Below are 17,172 nucleotides of genomic sequence, written 5' to 3'. Positions count from 1 at the left end.
CGGCATCCCCATCCGAAAAGAGGCTGCGCGCGTGAGCGGGCAGCCTCTTCTGGGCGACAGTCGTGAAACCGTCTTATTGCTTGCTGGCAGCCAACTGAGCAGCGACTTCTTCAGCGAAGTTGTCTACTGGCTTCTCGATGCCTTCGCCGACTTTGAAGTAGGTGAAGGAAACGATTTCAGCGCCGCCCTTCTTGGCCAGTTCGCCGACCTTGATTTCAGGGTTCTTGACGAACGCCTGCTCAACCAGGCTGGCTTCAGCCAGGAACTTGGTGATGCGACCGGCAACCATTTTCTCAACGATTTCGGCTGGCTTGCCTTTGATCTTGTCTTCGTTGAGCTGCATGAACACGGCTTTCTCGCGTTCGATGGCGTCAGCGGAAACTTCCGACGGCAGCAGGAACTCAGGGTTGCTGGCAGCGACGTGCATCGCGATGTCCTTGGCCAGCTCGACGTTGCCGCCTTTGAGGGCCACGACTACGCCGATCTTGTTGCCGTGCAGGTAAGAACCGACAACATCGCCTTCAACGCGAACCAGGCGACGAATGTTGACGTTCTCGCCTACTTTGGCAACCAGGGCTTCACGAGCCGATTCCTGAGCGGCGATCAGCGGAGCTGCGTCGGTCAGTTTGTCGGCAAATGCTTTTTCGACGCTGGCGGCAACGAATGCCTTGAAGTCGTCTTGCAGGGCCAGGAAGTCGGTCTGCGAGTTGACTTCAATGATAACGGCGGCCTTGCCGTCGTCCTTGATGCCGATCGCGCCTTCAGCGGCAATGTTGCCGGCTTTCTTGGCAGCCTTGATGGCGCCCGAAGCACGCATGTCATCAATGGCTTTTTCGATGTCGCCGCCAGCCTTGGTCAAGGCTTTCTTGCAGTCCATCATGCCTTCGCCGGTACGCTCGCGCAGTTCTTTGACCAACGCTGCAGTAATCTCTGCCATTTCAAAATCCTCTTGGATAGGTTTTCAACCATTCCACCCGACCGAACGGGCGATCAATTCTTCCTGAAACACCCTTTGTTAGCCGCTGCACGTTACAGATGCTGTAGCTGCGCTGCCTACAAATGGTTTTCGAGGTGGCAAAAAGGGGGCCAAGCCCCCTTTTTGCTTACTGAGTCAACGCCAGGGCGTCAATTACTCAGCTGCTGCTGCCGGAGCTTCTTCAGCGAAGACTTCGGTGCCGCCATTTACATTGTTGCGACCACGGATGACAGCGTCAGCCATCGCACCCATGTACAGCTGGATGGCGCGAATGGCGTCATCGTTGCCTGGGATGATGTAGTCAACGCCTTCCGGGCTGCTGTTGGTATCGACAACGCCGATGACCGGGATACCCAGCTTGTTGGCTTCGGTGATCGCGATGCGCTCGTGGTCAACGTCGATCACGAACAGTGCGTCAGGCAGACCGCCCATGTCCTTGATACCGCCCAGGGAGCGGTCCAGCTTCTCAAGATCGCGAGTGCGCATCAGCGCTTCTTTCTTGGTCAGCTTGGCGAAAGTACCGTCTTCGGACTGGACTTCAAGGTCACGCAGACGCTTGATGGAAGCGCGAATGGTCTTGAAGTTGGTCAGCATGCCGCCCAACCAGCGGTGATCGACGTACGGCGAACCGCAACGTGCTGCTTCTTCAGCAACGATCTTGCCAGCGGAACGCTTGGTGCCGACGAACAGAATCTTGTTTTTGCCCTGGGCCAGGCGCTCTACGAAGGTCAGTGCTTCGTTGAACATCGGCAGGGTTTTTTCAAGGTTGATGATGTGGATCTTGTTGCGCGCGCCGAAAATGTACTTACCCATTTTCGGGTTCCAGTAACGGGTCTGGTGACCGAAGTGCACACCGGCCTTCAGCATATCGCGCATGTTGACTTGGGACATGATAGTTCCTTGATAAGTCGGGTTTGGCCTCCACGTATCCCAATGACCAACCAGCGGCTGAATAAGCCGAAGGCACCCAGGCCATCGTGTCGACACGTGTGTGGATTTAAGCTCACGGGGTCATCCCCGGAAAGCGGCGCATTTTATACCACAGTAAGGATGAAAACGAAACCCGGATTCTGAAAACCCGGCGAAGCGCCCTCATGCAGCCCATTCATTGACTGTGGCGACGGCCCCTTTATAGAGAGAAGCGATGCACGCGGGCGCGGATTTGCGCCGAGCGTCTGTTAGAATCGCCTCTTTCAGGGCCGCACCGACCATCATCCGCCGCCCATTTCGTTTTGAACAGCGCCGTCGGGCGCAGAGAGAGCCTGTATGACCGTTACCCTCAAGACTCCCGAGGACATCGCAAAAATGCGTGTCGCCGGCAAGCTCGCCGCCGAAGTGCTGGAAATGATCGCCGACTACGTCAAGCCGGGCGTGACCACCGAAGAGCTGGACCGCATCTGCCACGACTATATCGTCAACGAGCAGAAAGCCATCCCGGCGCCGCTCAACTACAAAGGCTTCCCCAAGTCGATCTGCACCTCGATCAACCACGTGGTCTGCCACGGCATCCCCAACGAAAAACCGTTGAAGGATGGCGACACCCTGAACATCGACGTCACCGTCATCAAGGATGGCTACCACGGCGATACCAGCCGCATGTTCCATGTCGGCAACGTTCCGGAGTGGGCCCAGCGTCTGTCGAAGGTCACCCAGGAATGCATGTACATGGCCATTGAACTGGTGAAACCGGGCTGTCGCCTTGGCGACATCGGCGAAGTGATCCAGAAGCACGCGCAGAAGAACGGTTTCTCGGTGGTGCGCGAATTCTGCGGCCACGGCATTGGCAAGGTGTTCCACGAAGAACCGCAGATCCTGCACTACGGCCGCGCCGGCACCGGCATGGAACTGCAGGCGGGCATGACCTTCACCATCGAGCCGATGATCAACCAGGGTCGCGCCGACACCAAGGTATTGGGCGACGGCTGGACTGCCATCACCAAGGACCGCAAGCTGTCGGCCCAGTGGGAACACACGTTGCTGGTGACCGAGACCGGCTACGAGATCTTTACCCTGCGCAGCGATGACACCATTGCTCGCGTTTCCGCCTGATCCGCGCCCAGCCTATAGCTATAGATAGATAGAAAGGAAAGCCATTCGATGCCGCAGGTGGATCCCGAACTCTTCGACCGCGGCCAGTTCCAGGCTGAACTGGCCCTGAAGGCAAGCCCCATATCGGCGTTCAAGAAAGCGATCCGCCAGGCCCGCGAAGTGCTCGACCAGCGCTTTCGCAGCGGCAGGGATATTCGCCGGCTGATCGAGGATCGCGCCTGGTTCGTCGATAACATCCTGCAAAAGGCCTGGGAACAGTTCAACTGGAGCGAGGATGCCGACATTGCCCTGGTCGCGGTGGGCGGCTACGGGCGTGGCGAACTGCACCCCTACTCGGATATCGACTTGCTGATCCTGCTGGACAGCGCCGACCATGAAATCTTCCGCGACTCCATCGAGCGTTTCCTGACGCTGCTATGGGACATCGGCCTGGAGGTCGGCCAAAGCGTGCGTTCGGTGCAGGAATGCGCCGACGAGGCTCGCGCCGACCTCACGGTGATCACCAACCTGATGGAAAGTCGCACCATCGCCGGCCCCGAGCGGCTGCGCCAGCGCATGCTCGATGTCACCAGCACGGCGCACATGTGGCCGAGCAAGGATTTCTTCCTGGCCAAGCACGCCGAGCAGAAGGCCCGCCACCACAAGTACAACGACACCGAATACAACCTGGAACCCAACGTCAAGGGCTCACCGGGCGGGCTGCGGGACATCCAGACGATCCTGTGGGTCGCCCGCCGCCAGTACGGCACGCTGAACCTGCGGGCCCTGGCCGGGGAAGGCTTCCTGGTGGAAAGCGAAAACGCCTTGCTCGCGTCGTCCCAGGAGTTCCTGTGGAAGGTCCGGTATGCGCTGCACATGCTCGCCGGACGCTCCGAGGACCGCCTGCTGTTCGATCATCAGCGATCCATCGCTGGCCTGCTGGGTTTCGAGGGGCAGGATGCCAAGCAGTCCATCGAAAACTTCATGCAACAGTACTACCGCGTGGTGATGAGCATCGCCCAACTCAGCGAGCTGATCATCCAGCACTTCGAGGAAGTCATCCTCGCGCCCGAAGACGAAGAGCCACCGCAGCCGATCAACTCACGTTTCCAGTTGCACGACGGCTACATCGAAGCGCGCAACCCCAATGTGTTCCGCCGCACGCCCTTTGCCATGCTCGAAATCTTCGTGCTCATGGCCCAGCAGCCGGAAATCAAGGGTGTGCGCGCCGACACCATCCGCCTGCTGCGGGAAAACCGTCACCTGATCGACGACGACTTCCGCCACGATATTCGCAACACCAGCCTGTTCATCGAGCTGTTCAAGTGCAAGATCGGCGTGCACCGCAACCTGCGGCGGATGAACCGCTACGGGATCCTCGGGCGTTACCTGCCAGAATTCGGCTTCATTGTCGGACAGATGCAGCACGACCTGTTCCACATCTATACGGTCGACGCCCACACGCTGAACCTGATCAAGCACCTGCGCAAGCTGCAGTACACCCAGGTGTCGGAGAAATTCCCGCTGGCCAGCAAGCTCATGGCCAAGTTGCCCAAGCCCGAGCTGATCTACATGGCAGGGCTGTATCACGACATCGGTAAAGGTCGCCAAGGCGACCATTCCGAAATCGGCGCGGTGGATGCCGAAGCCTTCTGCCAGCGGCATCAGCTGCCGGTATGGGACAGCCGGTTGATCGTCTGGCTGGTACAGAACCACTTGGTGATGTCGACCACCGCCCAGCGCAAGGATTTGTCCGACCCGCAGGTGATCCATGACTTCGCCCAGATCGTCGGCGATGAAACCCGCCTGGATTACCTCTACGTGCTGACCGTGGCCGACATCAACGCCACCAACCCGAGCCTGTGGAATTCCTGGCGCGCCAGCCTGTTGCGCCAGCTCTACACCGAGACCAAGCGTGCCTTGCGCCGCGGCCTGGAAAACCCGGTGGACCGCGAAGAGCAGATCCGTCGCACCCAAAGCGCGGCGCTGGACATCCTGGTGCGCGGCGGCACCGACCCGGACGACGTCGAGCAGCTCTGGTCGCAACTGGGCGATGATTATTTCCTGCGCCATACCGCCGGCGATGTGGCCTGGCACAGCGACGCGATTCTCCAGCAACCGGCCGATGGCGGGCCGCTGGTGCTGATCAAGGAAACCACCCAGCGCGAGTTCGAGGGCGGCACGCAGATATTCATCTATGCCCCGGACCAGCACGACTTCTTCGCCGTGACCGTGGCCGCAATGGACCAGCTCAACCTCAACATTCATGACGCCCGGGTCATCACGTCCAGCAGCCAGTTCACCCTCGACACCTACATCGTGCTCGACACCGACGGCGACTCGATCGGCGATAACCCGGCGCGGGTCAAGCAGATTCGCGACGGACTTACCGAAGCCCTGCGCAACCCGGCGGACTACCCGACCATCATCCAGCGCCGGGTGCCACGCCAGCTCAAGCACTTCGCCTTCGCGCCTCTGGTGACGATCCACAACGATGCCCAGCGCCAGGTCACGGTACTGGAACTCAGTGCTCCGGACCGGCCGGGCCTGTTGGCGCGGGTTGGCCATATCTTCCTGGAGTTCGACCTGTCACTGCAGAACGCCAAGATCGCAACGCTCGGCGAGCGGGTGGAAGACGTTTTCTTTATCACCGACGCTCACAACCAGCCGCTGTCCGATCCGCAGTTATGCAGCCGCTTGCAGGAAGCGATCGTCCGGCACTTGAGCGTCAACCAGGAACCCGACATCAACCTGACGCGCATCAGCATCTGATTGCGTCATGATTCAGCCGTTTTGAGAGATTGCGCAACGATGAACAACGCCCTGAACCAGCTCCAGCCCTACCCGTTCGAAAAATTGCGCGCCCTGCTCGGCCGCGTCACGCCCAACCCGGACAAGCGCCCGATCGCGTTGTCCATCGGCGAGCCCAAGCATCGTTCGCCGAGCTTCGTGGCTGAGGCCCTGGCCAGCAATCTGGAAAAGATGGCCGTGTACCCGACCACCCTCGGCATCCCGGAACTGCGTGAATCCATCACCGGCTGGTGCGAGCGCCGCTTCAACGTGCCGAACGGCTGGCTCGACCCGGCGCGCCACGTACTGCCGGTCAACGGCACCCGCGAGGCGCTGTTCGCCTTCACCCAGACCGTGGTCAACCGGGCCGACGATGCCCTGGTGGTGAGTCCGAACCCCTTCTATCAAATCTATGAAGGCGCGGCGTTCCTGGCCGGGGCCAAGCCGCACTACCTGCCGTGCCTGGACGAGAACGGCTTCAATCCGGATTTCGACGCCGTATCGCCGGACATCTGGAAACGCTGCCAGATCCTGTTCCTGTGCTCCCCGGGCAACCCGACCGGCGCGTTGATCCCGGTGGATGTGCTGAAGAAACTCATCGCCCTGGCTGACGAATACGACTTCGTCATCGCCTCGGACGAGTGCTACAGCGAACTCTACTTCGACGAACAAACCCCGCCGCCGGGGCTGCTCACGGCTTGCGTTGAACTCGGGCGCAAGGACTTCAAGCGCTGCGTGGTGTTCCACAGCCTGTCCAAACGCTCCAACCTGCCCGGCCTGCGCTCAGGCTTCGTGGCCGGCGATGCGGACATCCTCAAGGGCTTCCTGCTGTACCGCACCTACCACGGCTGCGCCATGCCGGTTCAAACCCAACTGGCGAGCATCGCCGCGTGGAACGACGAAGTGCACGTACGGGCCAACCGCGTGCTGTACCGGGAGAAGTTCGACGCGGTGCTGGAAATCCTCAGCCCGGTGCTGGACGTGCAACGCCCCGACGGCAGCTTCTACCTGTGGCCGAACGTAGCGGGCGACGACGCAGCGTTCTGCCGTGACCTGTTCGAACAGGAACACGTGACCGTCGTGCCGGGTTCGTACCTGTCCCGCGATGTCGACGGCGTCAACCCAGGCGCCGGCCGCGTGCGCATGGCCCTGGTCGCGCCATTGGCCGAATGCGTGGAAGCGGCGGAACGGATCCGCGCGTTCATCCAGCGTCGGGGTTAATCACCCCATTGATCGTTCCCACGCTCTGCGTGGGAATTCATCCCGTGACGCTCTGCGTCACATCCCCGAAGCGGAACGCGGAGCGTCCCTGGCGGCATTCCCACGCAGAGCGTGGGAACGATCAAACACCACAAATCCCCTGTGGGAGCGAACTTGCTCGCGATGAGGCCGGCACTTATTGCATCAAGTCCGAAGCTCTACCCGATCCAGGCACTTGTTCGCCAACAACATCCCCAACTCAATCATCTGGGCCACTCCCAATGCTACATGCCGTCGCGAGCCGTCCTGATCGAAGGCAAGGTCGTTGAGCATCGCATTGGCCGAAGCCAGGGTTTCGCTGAGGTTGGCCAGCAACACTTCGGTGTCGATACCGTCAGCCACAGTGAATAACTGTACCGAGGGTTTGGGGTCTGACTTGCTGTCGTCATCAGGCTTGAGATATTGATCCAACACACGATCGGCTGCCTCTTGCAGCTTTTCGGGGGCATAGTCACCGTAGGGGAAGTGGAGGCTGGCTTTGGTGCGTTTTGAGTCTCTTTCTTGTCCATCAAAATTGCTCCCTAGAGCTGAAGTATGTAAAGCCCCGCGCTTGGATAGCGCAGAAGCCCGTGCTCCTAGAGGTGTTGTTCGGATTATCACGTCCGGTCGCTGAATTGGCAGCGACACCCAGAGGCTAGAGCCCTCGCTTCCGACGGACAACCTTAAAAACTTGTCGGAAACTTCGGTACGTCTGACAGACGACAATCTGTCTGCTCAGACAAGAAAAGAAATAAAACGCGCCTCCCTAAGGCAAACCATTGATTTCATAGGTTTAGCACCTCAACAGATCACTTGCAGCCCTGTTTCAAGAATCAAGCTGGCTTGAATTCGCTAATACCAGCAGCCATGATCGCCCCCGTCACCAGCGAAAGCTGGCAGGAGTCTGGGTCCCTCTCCGGGTTGACCCAGCCACGCAGACGGGGCAAAGCAACCTCAGCTGCGTGTCGATTGAAACCGCCTTCGGGTGGCTTTGCTTTCTATGAGAACAAGGCACACCGGGCTTTGTTGCGCCTGAAATGCCGAAGATCCGCAAAGTGGTGGTGATCTATCCTGTGGCGAGGGGATTTATCCCCGCTGGGCTGCGAAGCAGCCCTCAAAGCTAACAACGCGCTGTGTCAGACAGCTTGAATTGACTGCTTTGGGACTGCTGCGCAGTCCAACGGGGATAAATCCCCTCGCCACACTTAGCTTTGCGCCATGGCTGCTATTTCCCCAACCCCAAATTCGCCTCCGCCAAATCCAACTCCCCCAGCACCTCACGCAATACATCATCGCCAATCTGGTGTTCACGACTGAGGCGATACAACTCCAGTCGCTGCGCCCGATAGGCTTTCAAGCGCAGCCGGCGTTCCAGCAGGTCCATTTCGAATGCCAGTGCCTGGGCTTCGGCGGAGTCGTTGAAGACGTCGAGCTGGTGACGATATTCGGACATCAGCCGTGCCTTGACCTCAGTCGCCAGTGCCGCCTGGGCCGCATCCGGTGTGCTGGTCGCTTCGGTCGGCTCCTCCACTTCCAGCGCATGGATCGCCGCTTCAGCGGTTTTGCGCCAGGCCTCGCGAACTTCGTTGCGACGCTTGTCATCGGGACTTTTCTCGATACCTCGCAGCAGCAATGGCAAGGCGATGCAGGCCGCAATCAGCGACAACAGAATCACCCCGGCGGCAATGAAGATCAGCAAGTCGCGCTCCGGGAATTCAACACCGGCGCTTAACAACAACGGCACCGACAACACACCCGCCAACGTCACCGCCCCGCGCACCCCGCCAAATGTCAGCAGCCAGCAAGAACGCGTGGTCGGCACCAGGGTCAACTCGCCCTTGCCGCGCCAGCGCCGCAGTTGCCCGGACAAGCGCCAGATGCTTTGCACCCAGACAAACCGCAACACCAGCAACACCAAAAAAATCGCCACCACCTCCAGGCAGCGGTAGAACAGCGTTGGCCACAGCGTCGTCTCGTGGCTGGTCACCGCCTTGATGATGTCCGGCAGTTGCAAGCCCAGCAGCAGGAAAATCAAGCCATTGAAGGCAAATTCCAGCAGCGACCAAACGCTGCGATTGAGCAGCCGCGTGCCGGTCTGGCGCGGCAGCAGGTCGAGCCAGCTCTGCATCATCCCCGCCGCCACCGCCGAGAGAATGCCCGACGCGCCCAAGCGTTCAGCCAGCACATAGGCGGCAAACGGCAGCAGCAACATGAACACCACATGGGTGGCCGGATCGTCCCAGCCTCGGGCAATCATCCACGCCCGCAAGCGCCCCACGAGCCAGCTCAAAGCCACGCCGACCAACAGGCCGCCGACCGCCACCAGGACAAAGGCCAGGCTCGCACCCGCCAGGGAAAACACGCCGGTGATCGCCGCCGCCAGGGCGAACTTGAAGGTCACCAGGCCCGACGCGTCGTTCATTAGCGCCTCGCCTTGGAGCATGTGCATCAACGGCGCGGGCAGACGGTCCCGGGCAATCGCCGAGACCGCCACGGCGTCGGTCGGCGACAGCACCGCGGCCAGGGCAAAGGCCACTGGCAACGGGATACTCGGCAACAGCCAATGAATGAAATAGCCGGCGCCCACCACCGTGAACAACACCAGCCCCACCGCCAGCGTCAGGATCGGCCCACGCAGGCGCCAGAGCTCGCGCTTGGGCATGCGCCAACCGTCGGAGAACAGCAGCGGCGGAAGAAAGAGAAAGAGGAACAACTCAGGATCGAGGGCCACGTGCAAGCCCAGGGACGGCCAGGCCAGCAAGGCGCCGGCGGCGATCTGCACCAGAGGCAACGGCAACGGGATCAACCGTCCGATCAGGCGAGACACGCCTACCAGCATCAACAGGATCAGGACGGTATAAGCGCTTTGCATGACGGTTTTCCACTTGCGGCGACACACATCCGGCAACAGCTTGCCGATGAAGTGCCATATTAACCGCCTAACATTAGCTTGGCCGTTACACCTATGTCGCAGGCCGCCCTGTGGAATGAGCCGATGGGAGCATGCCGATCTGGGCCGCCGCGAACCGTCCGGTCATGGCATAATCCTTCACCTTTTATTTCCAGCACCTGCAAAGGGGGCAGTTCCTTGACCGATTCAAGCAAAACGTTGCACCTTTTCGGCATCAAAGCGTGCGACACGATGAAAAAGGCCCGCACCTGGCTCGATGAGCACGCGGTGCGTTATGACTTTCATGATTACAAGATTGCCGGCATCGACCGTGAGCACCTGACCCAATGGTGCAACGAGCATGGCTGGCAAGTGGTGTTGAACCGTGCCGGTACGACCTTTCGCAAACTCGACGACGAACGCAAAGCCGATCTCGACCAGACGAAAGCCATCAAACTGATGCTCGCCCAACCCTCGATGATCAAGCGTCCAGTGCTTGATCTCGGTGACCGAACCCTGATTGGCTTCAAGCCAGATATTTATGCGGCAGAGATAAAGTAAGCCTGCCCAGTCCATTTTGTAGAGGTAATTTCATGTCCACAACCCTGTTCAGCCTGGCCTTTGGTGTCGGCACCCAAAACCGCGAAGGCGCCTGGCTGGAAGTATTCTACGCACAGCCGCTGCTCAACCCGTCGGCAGACGTCGTTGCGGCTATCGCGCCGATTCTTGGCTACAGCGCAGGCAACCAGGCCATCACGTTTACCACGGCCCAGGCCTCGCAACTGGCTGATGCACTCCGGGGCGTCGATGCCGCGCAAGCCAAGCTGCTGACCCGCCTGGCTGAAAGCCACAAGCCGCTGGTCGCCACCCTGCTGGCCGAAGATGCCCAACTGAGTTCCACCCCTGAGGCTTACCTCAAGCTGCACCTGCTGTCCCATCGCCTGGTCAAGCCCCACGGCCTGAACCTCGCCGGCATCTTCCCGCTGCTGCCGAACGTGGCCTGGACCAGCCAGGGCGCTATCGACCTGGCCGAACTGGCTGAGCACCAGCTCGAAGCCCGCCTGCGCGGCGAGTTGCTGGAAGTGTTCTCGGTGGACAAGTTCCCGAAAATGACCGACTACGTGGTCCCGGCCGGCGTGCGTATCGCCGACGCCGCGCGTCTGCGCCTGGGCGCCTATGTGGGTGAAGGCACCACGGTGATGCACGAAGGTTTCGTCAACTTCAACGCCGGCACCGAAGGCCCGGGCATGATCGAAGGCCGCGTCTCGGCGGGCGTATTCGTCGGCAAGGGTTCTGACCTGGGCGGCGGTTGCTCGACCATGGGCACCCTGTCGGGTGGCGGCAACATCGTTATCAAGGTCGGCGAAGGTTGCCTGATCGGCGCCAACGCCGGCATCGGCATCCCGCTGGGCGACCGCAACACCGTGGAGTCGGGCCTGTACGTGACCGCCGGCACCAAGGTCGCGCTGCTGGACGAAAACAACCAACTGGTGAAAGTGGTCAAGGCCCGCGACCTGGCCGGCCAGCCCGACCTGTTGTTCCGCCGCAATTCCGAGACCGGCGCGGTGGAATGCAAGACCCACAAATCCGCCATCGAGCTGAACGAAGCACTGCACGCACACAACTAAGCCGCGTGCCAATGGAGCGGCCGGGCGCGTATCATCGACGCCCGGCCCGCCCAAACGAGTCCTGATCACCATGTTCCTGCCCTCACCCTGGCGTGCCGACTTCCCGGCCATCGCCGCCCTGCAACGGCAAGGCCAGACCTACCTGGACAACGCCGCCACCACACAGAAACCCCAAGCCTTGCTGGACGCCCTGGCGCATTACTATGCCAATGGCGCGGCCAACGTGCACCGCGCGCAACACTTGCCGGGCGCCCTCGCCACCCAGGCGTTCGAGGACAGTCGCCTCAAGGTTTCCCAGTGGCTCAATGCCGTGGACTGCGGCCAGGTCATCTTCACGCATGGCGCGACTTCGGCGCTGAACCTGCTGGCCTACGGGCTGGAACACCTGTTCAATCCAGGCGATGAAATTGTCGTCAGCGCCCTGGAACATCACGCCAACCTGCTGCCCTGGCAACAACTGGCCGAGCGCCGCTCGTTGTCGCTGGTGGTGCTGCCGCTGGATGCCGATGGGGTAATTGACAAGAGCGCTGCCGCCGAGCTGATCGGCCCGCGCACCCGCCTGCTCGCGGTGAGTCAGTTGTCGAATGTCCTGGGAACCTGGCAACCATTGCAGGCATTGCTGGCGATGGCCAAGGCCCAGGGAGCGCTGACGGTAGTCGACGGTGCCCAGGGCATCGTCCATGGCCGTCATGACGTGGATGCGCTGGGCTGCGACTTCTATGTGTTTTCCAGCCACAAGCTTTATGGTCCCGAAGGCTTGGGCGTGCTGTTCGGTCGCACCGAAGCGCTGGGCCAATTGCGCCATTGGCAGTTCGGAGGCGAAATGGTCCAGCAAGCCGATTATCACAACGCCACGTTCCGCCCGGCACCGCTGGGTTTTGAAGCGGGTACACCGCCCATAGCCAGCGTGATCGGCTTGGGGGCGACGCTCGATTACCTGTCCGATATCGACGGGCAAGCGGTCATCGATCATGAACGAGCGCTGCATGACTATTTGCTTCACGGCCTGCGAGCTCGCAACGGCGTTCGTCTTGTGGGCGAGCCGCAGCTGGCCCTGGTCAGCTTTGTTGTCGACGGCATCCACAACGCTGATTTGGCGCACCTGCTGACCGAGCAAGGCATTGCCGTGCGCGCCGGGCATCACTGCGCCATGCCATTGTTCAAACACCTGAAGCTGTCCGGGGCGATCCGGGTTTCGCTGGCGCTGTACAACGACTCCGCCGACATTGAACGGTTCTTCGACGCGCTGGATCAGGCCCTGGAGATGCTGCGATGAAACTGCCTGCCGACGCCGCCGCGGCGCTGCAGATTTTCCAGGACGCGTCAGGCTGGGAACAACGTGCGCGGCTGTTGATGCAGTGGGGCGAGCGCCTGGCGCCATTGAGCGACGAGGACAGATGCGATGCGAACCTCGTCAGTGGTTGTGAAAGCCAGGTATGGCTGCTGGGCCGGCTGAATGACGGGCATTGGCAGTTTTGCGCGAGCAGCGATGCGCGGTTGATCCGGGGGTTGGTGGCGTTGCTGCTGGCGCGCGTCAACGGGCTGACCGCTGAAGAGTTGCGGCAGGTGGATTTGCCGGGTTGGTTCAATCAGCTGGGGTTGTCGCGCCAGCTATCGCCGTCGCGTAGCAATGGGTTGAATGCGGTGCTAAAGCGGATGCGCGAACTGACGCAATAACCTGTGGCGAGGGAGCTTGCTCCCGCCTGAGCGCGAAGCGCTCACATTAATGGGTCTGCTGCGCAGCCCAGCGGGAGCAAGCTCCCTCGCCACAGGTTCATCACTCCCTTAGGGAACAACGTTGCATTACTGTCCGGGCTTAGGCCTATCCGCCGGCCGCCGCACGCCCGCCACGATCTTATCCACAGCCTTGGTCGCCGCGACCATGCCGAACGTCGCTGTCACCATCATCACCGCACCAAACCCACCGGCGCAGTCGAGCTTGACGCCGTCGCCGACGAAACTCTTCTGCAAGCAAATGCTGCCGTCCGGCTTCGGGTAGCGCAGTTGTTCCGTGGAGAACACGCACGGCACGCTGTAATGGCGGGTGACGGTGCGGGAAAAACCGTAGTCGCGGCGCAAGGTGGAGCGCACCTTGGAGGCCAGCGGATCATTGAACGTGCGGTTCAGGTCGCAGACCTGGATCAACGTCGGGTCGATCTGCCCGCCCGCGCCGCCAGTGGTGATGATCTGGATCTTGCGGCGCTTGCACCAGGCGATCAGCGCGGCCTTGGCGTTGACGCTGTCGATGCAGTCGATCACGCAATCGATGTTCGGCGTGATGTACTCGGCCATGGTCTCGCGCGTAACGAAGTCCGCCACCGCGTGCACCGTGCAATCGGGGTTGATCCCGCGCAGCCGCTCGGCCATCACCTCGACCTTGGGCTTGCCGACGGTGCTGTCCAGAGCGTGCAACTGACGGTTGGCGTTGCTGACGCAGACATCGTCCAGGTCGAACAGCGAAATCTCGCCCACGCCACAACGGGCAATGGCTTCCGCCGCCCAGGACCCGACACCGCCGACGCCGACAATCGCCACATGGGCCGCCCGCAGGCGCTCCAGGCCTTCAATGCCATACAAACGGGCGATGCCGGCGAACCGTGGATCTTCTGTACTCATGACCATTACCCCAAAAACCGGCGCGCATTATAGGGCTTTGCCTGAGCAATTTGAGCAAAACCTCCATGGTTTTTGTGGCCAAACCGACCGGCACCTGAGCCCACCGTTATCGTTTTGCTATAAGATAACCGCCATTTCGCGCGAGCCAGCCCGCGCTCATACAAGCCTTGCGTTCACACTATATCCCGGAGCTTTCATGACGGCCCACGCCGACCTCTCGCCGACCCTGCAACTTGCCTGCGACCTGATCCGCCGTCCGTCCGTGACGCCGGTGGATGCCGATTGCCAGAAAATCATGATGCAGCGCCTGGGCGACGCGGGTTTCAAGCTCGAGCCGATGCGCATCGAGGATGTGGATAACTTCTGGGCCAGCCATGGCAAGCATGACGGTCCGGTGCTGTGCTTCGCCGGGCATACCGACGTGGTGCCGACCGGTCCGGTACAGGCATGGCAGCTCGACCCGTTCGATGCCGTCATCGACGAACAAGGCATGCTCTGCGGCCGCGGCGCGGCGGACATGAAAGGCAGCCTGGCCGCGATGGTCGTGGCGGCCGAACGGTTCGTCGCCGACTACCCGGACCACAAGGGTACGGTGACTTTCCTGATCACCAGCGATGAAGAAGGCCCGGCCCACCATGGCACCAAAGCCGTGGTCGAGCGCCTCAAGGCCCGTCAGGAACGACTGGACTGGTGCATCGTCGGCGAGCCGTCAAGCACCACCTTGGTGGGCGATGTGGTCAAGAACGGCCGGCGCGGTTCCCTCGGCGCGAAGCTGACCGTGCGCGGCAAGCAAGGCCATGTGGCCTACCCGCACTTGGCGAAAAACCCGATCCACCTGGCCGCACCCGCCTTGGCCGAATTAGCCGCCGAGCACTGGGACCATGGCAACGGCTTCTTCCCGCCGACCAGTTTCCAGATATCCAACCTCAACTCCGGCACCGGCGCGACCAACGTGATCCCGGGTGACCTGGAGGCAGTCTTCAATTTCCGCTTCTCCACCGAATCCACCGTCGAAGGCCTGCAACAGCGCGTCGCCGATATCCTCGACAAGCATCAACTGGACTGGCACATCGACTGGGCCTTGTCCGGCCTGCCGTTCCTCACCGAACCGGGTGCGCTGCTCGATGCGGTGTCGTCGAGCATCAAGGACGTCACCGGTCGCGAGACCCAGGCGTCCACCAGTGGCGGCACGTCCGACGGTCGCTTCATCGCCACCATGGGCACGCAAGTGGTAGAACTGGGGCCGGTCAACGCGACCATCCACCAGGTCAACGAACGCGTATTGGCGGCCGATCTCGACGTGTTGACCGAGATCTACTACAAGACGCTGATCAAGTTGCTCGCCTGATGCTCGCCTGCCCGATCTGCAGCGAACCGCTGAACGCCGTGGACAACGGCGTGGTGTGCCCGGCCGGGCATCGGTTTGACCGTGCGCGCCAGGGTTACCTGAACCTGCTGCCGGTGCAGCACAAGAACAGCCGCGACCCCGGCGACAACCTGGCCATGGTCGAAGCACGCCGCGACTTCCTCAACGCCGGGCACTACGCCCCGGTCGCCCGGCGCCTGGCCGAGCTGGCAGCCGAACGCGCGCCCGGACGCTGGCTCGACATCGGTTGCGGTGAAGGCTACTACACCGCGCAGATCGCCGACGCCCTGCCCAACGCCGATGGCTATGCCCTGGACATCTCTCGCGAAGCCGTCAAACGGGCCTGCAAGCGCAACCCGCAACTGACTTGGTTGATCGCCAGCATGGCCCGGGTGCCGCTGGCGGACGGCTGCTGCCAGTTCCTCGCCAGCGTCTTCAGCCCATTGGACTGGCAAGAAGCCAAACGCTTGCTCAGCCCCGGCGGCGGCCTGATGAAAGTCGGCCCCACCGCCGGCCACCTGATGGAATTGCGCGAGCGCCTCTACGACGAAGTGCGCGAATACACCGATGACAAGCACCTGGCCCTGGTGCCGACGGGCATGGTGCTCAATCACAGCGAAACCCTCGAATTCAAGCTGACGCTCGACAGTGGCCAGGACCGCGCCAACCTGCTGGCGATGACGCCCCACGGCTGGCGCGCCAGTGCCGAACGCCGCGCCAGCGTGATCGAGCAGGCCGATCCGTTCGAGGTCACGGTGTCGATGCGCTACGATTATTTCGTTCTTCAATAACCTTTTATTCCGGACCTCGGGCAAACCGTCCGGGGGCCAGTTAAATCCGCGAATGGATTTTTCAAGACCGCAGCGAGGACATCCATGCGCCAACCCGATATCGAGATTTACCTCAAAGACGCCGACGTCGACCACAAGGCCATCGCAGGCTGGCTCGGCCAGGCCCTTGGCCCGTGCAGCGACTGGGTACAGAAAGGCCAGACCTACAAGTGCAAGGCCGGCAACGTCCCGGTGACCTGGCTGCCCAAGGCCGTGGGCAAATGGAACAGCCTGTACCTGGAAAGCGACCAGACCCCGTGGGAAGACGACATCGCCTGCGCCCGCGCCGCCTTCGCCGCGCTGAACGTGGAAGTGCGCTGCGCGCCGGGATCGTGGGTGGAAGAGGAAGGCGAGGAATCGGCGGATCGCTGGATCCGGATCAGTGCCGATGGTGAAGAAGAGATCACCTGGAAGACGGCCTGATCGCCCCGGTGGGCATATGCCCACCTATCGATGCCGCATCAAAAAATCCCCTGCGGAGCGAGTATCTTCGCTCCGCAGGGGATTTTTCATGGCTACCGAGGCGAGTTACAACCCCACCACATCCTCAGCCTGCAAGCCCTTCTGCCCTACCACCACTGCGTATTCGACCTGCTGGCCTTCAGTCAGCGAACGGTGGCCGTCGCCCCGGATCGCGCGGTAATGCACGAACACGTCCTTCCCGTCTTCACGCTGGATGAAGCCATAGCCTTTGGCGTCGTTGAACCACTTCACATTGCCGGTTTCCCGTGCTGCCATGATGCTCACTCCATTTCTTATTGTTAGGTCGGCTTTTCCTGCCCAGCTGCAAAAGGCAAAGCCGTACGAAC

At 61.3% G+C, this 17,172-nt stretch carries 15 protein-coding genes and 1 pseudogene; 10 read left to right on the top strand and 6 right to left on the bottom strand.

Annotation, left to right across the window (positions count from 1 at the left end; all coding sequences use genetic code 11):
• Nucleotides 1–73 precede the first annotated feature (73 nt).
• Together tsf and rpsB are read right to left on the bottom strand one after the other, a co-directional pair.
• Nucleotides 74–937, bottom strand: a complete 864-nt coding sequence (gene tsf, locus HU742_RS22525) for a translation elongation factor Ts (protein ID WP_024619613.1) — start codon at nucleotides 935–937, stop codon at nucleotides 74–76.
• Between the two features lie 192 nt (nucleotides 938–1,129).
• Complete coding sequence (gene rpsB / locus HU742_RS22520) at nucleotides 1,130–1,867, bottom strand: 30S ribosomal protein S2 (protein ID WP_186635005.1); 738 nt, start codon at nucleotides 1,865–1,867, stop codon at nucleotides 1,130–1,132.
• 375 nt (nucleotides 1,868–2,242) lie between these two features.
• On the opposite strand from rpsB, the gene map reads away from it, so the two are divergent.
• The 3 genes from map to dapC are packed head-to-tail and all read left to right on the top strand — an operon-like array spanning nucleotide 2,243 to nucleotide 7,015.
• Nucleotides 2,243–3,025: a type I methionyl aminopeptidase gene (gene map, locus HU742_RS22515; RefSeq protein WP_053118843.1), complete on the top strand. Its 783-nt coding sequence runs from the start codon at nucleotides 2,243–2,245 to the stop codon at nucleotides 3,023–3,025.
• A 48-nt stretch (nucleotides 3,026–3,073) separates the two neighbouring features.
• Nucleotides 3,074–5,776 carry a [protein-PII] uridylyltransferase gene (locus HU742_RS22510; RefSeq protein WP_186635002.1) on the top strand — a complete coding sequence of 901 codons (2,703 nt, stop codon included), beginning with the start codon at nucleotides 3,074–3,076 and terminating at the stop codon, nucleotides 5,774–5,776.
• A gap of 39 nt (nucleotides 5,777–5,815) precedes the next feature.
• Nucleotides 5,816–7,015 (top strand): succinyldiaminopimelate transaminase, encoded by a 1,200-nt coding sequence (gene dapC, locus HU742_RS22505; protein ID WP_186644174.1) that lies wholly within the window; start codon nucleotides 5,816–5,818, stop codon nucleotides 7,013–7,015.
• A gap of 183 nt (nucleotides 7,016–7,198) precedes the next feature.
• Here the strand turns inward: dapC and HU742_RS22500 are convergent.
• Both HU742_RS22500 and HU742_RS22495 read right to left on the bottom strand, forming a co-directional pair.
• Nucleotides 7,199–7,563, bottom strand: a pseudogene (locus HU742_RS22500) (DUF6124 family protein).
• A gap of 695 nt (nucleotides 7,564–8,258) precedes the next feature.
• Nucleotides 8,259–9,905, bottom strand: coding sequence for a Na+/H+ antiporter (locus HU742_RS22495; RefSeq protein ID WP_186644172.1), 1,647 nt, complete (start codon nucleotides 9,903–9,905; stop codon nucleotides 8,259–8,261).
• Nucleotides 9,906–10,121: 216 nt separating this feature from the next.
• Here HU742_RS22495 and HU742_RS22490 point away from each other — a divergent pair, with 216 nt between their 5' ends.
• The 4 genes from HU742_RS22490 (at nucleotide 10,122) to HU742_RS22475 (ending at nucleotide 13,228) form a co-directional block, all read left to right on the top strand.
• Nucleotides 10,122–10,484, top strand: a complete 363-nt coding sequence (locus HU742_RS22490; RefSeq protein ID WP_225923642.1) for an ArsC family reductase — start codon at nucleotides 10,122–10,124, stop codon at nucleotides 10,482–10,484.
• 32 nt (nucleotides 10,485–10,516) lie between these two features.
• Nucleotides 10,517–11,551, top strand: coding sequence for a 2,3,4,5-tetrahydropyridine-2,6-dicarboxylate N-succinyltransferase (gene dapD, locus HU742_RS22485; protein ID WP_186634991.1), 1,035 nt, complete (start codon nucleotides 10,517–10,519; stop codon nucleotides 11,549–11,551).
• Between the two features lie 70 nt (nucleotides 11,552–11,621).
• Nucleotides 11,622–12,827, top strand: coding sequence for an aminotransferase class V-fold PLP-dependent enzyme (locus HU742_RS22480; protein ID WP_186634989.1), 1,206 nt, complete (start codon nucleotides 11,622–11,624; stop codon nucleotides 12,825–12,827).
• Entirely contained in the window at nucleotides 12,824–13,228 is a 405-nt protein-coding gene (locus tag HU742_RS22475) for a SufE family protein (protein ID WP_186644170.1), read from the top strand. The genes HU742_RS22480 and HU742_RS22475 overlap by 4 nt, the downstream gene beginning before the upstream one ends.
• 126 nt (nucleotides 13,229–13,354) lie before the next feature.
• On the opposite strand, the gene tcdA is transcribed toward HU742_RS22475, so the two are convergent.
• Nucleotides 13,355–14,173 (bottom strand): tRNA cyclic N6-threonylcarbamoyladenosine(37) synthase TcdA, encoded by an 819-nt coding sequence (gene tcdA, locus HU742_RS22470; protein WP_186634983.1) that lies wholly within the window; start codon nucleotides 14,171–14,173, stop codon nucleotides 13,355–13,357.
• A 190-nt stretch (nucleotides 14,174–14,363) separates the two neighbouring features.
• On the opposite strand from tcdA, the gene dapE reads away from it, so the two are divergent.
• From dapE to HU742_RS22455, 3 genes are all read left to right on the top strand, one after another.
• On the top strand, nucleotides 14,364–15,515 hold the full coding sequence (gene dapE / locus HU742_RS22465; RefSeq protein WP_186644168.1) for a succinyl-diaminopimelate desuccinylase: 1,152 nt from the start codon (nucleotides 14,364–14,366) through the stop codon (nucleotides 15,513–15,515).
• Nucleotides 15,515–16,324, top strand: a complete 810-nt coding sequence (locus HU742_RS22460; RefSeq protein WP_186634977.1) for a putative RNA methyltransferase — start codon at nucleotides 15,515–15,517, stop codon at nucleotides 16,322–16,324. Before dapE ends, HU742_RS22460 begins: the two co-directional genes overlap by 1 nt.
• An 84-nt stretch (nucleotides 16,325–16,408) precedes the next feature.
• A complete protein-coding gene (locus HU742_RS22455; RefSeq protein WP_186611179.1) occupies nucleotides 16,409–16,786 on the top strand; it encodes a hypothetical protein in 378 nt (125 codons plus the stop codon).
• 105 nt (nucleotides 16,787–16,891) lie between these two features.
• Here HU742_RS22455 and HU742_RS22450 read toward each other — a convergent pair whose 3' ends face one another.
• Nucleotides 16,892–17,101, bottom strand: coding sequence for a cold shock domain-containing protein (locus HU742_RS22450; protein WP_186644166.1), 210 nt, complete (start codon nucleotides 17,099–17,101; stop codon nucleotides 16,892–16,894).
• Nucleotides 17,102–17,172: the final 71 nt, after the last annotated feature.

The organism is Pseudomonas marvdashtae (assembly GCF_014268655.2).
Classification (GTDB): Bacteria; Pseudomonadota; Gammaproteobacteria; order Pseudomonadales; family Pseudomonadaceae; genus Aquipseudomonas; species Aquipseudomonas marvdashtae.
This window is presented reverse-complemented; position numbering and strand designations above follow the sequence as displayed.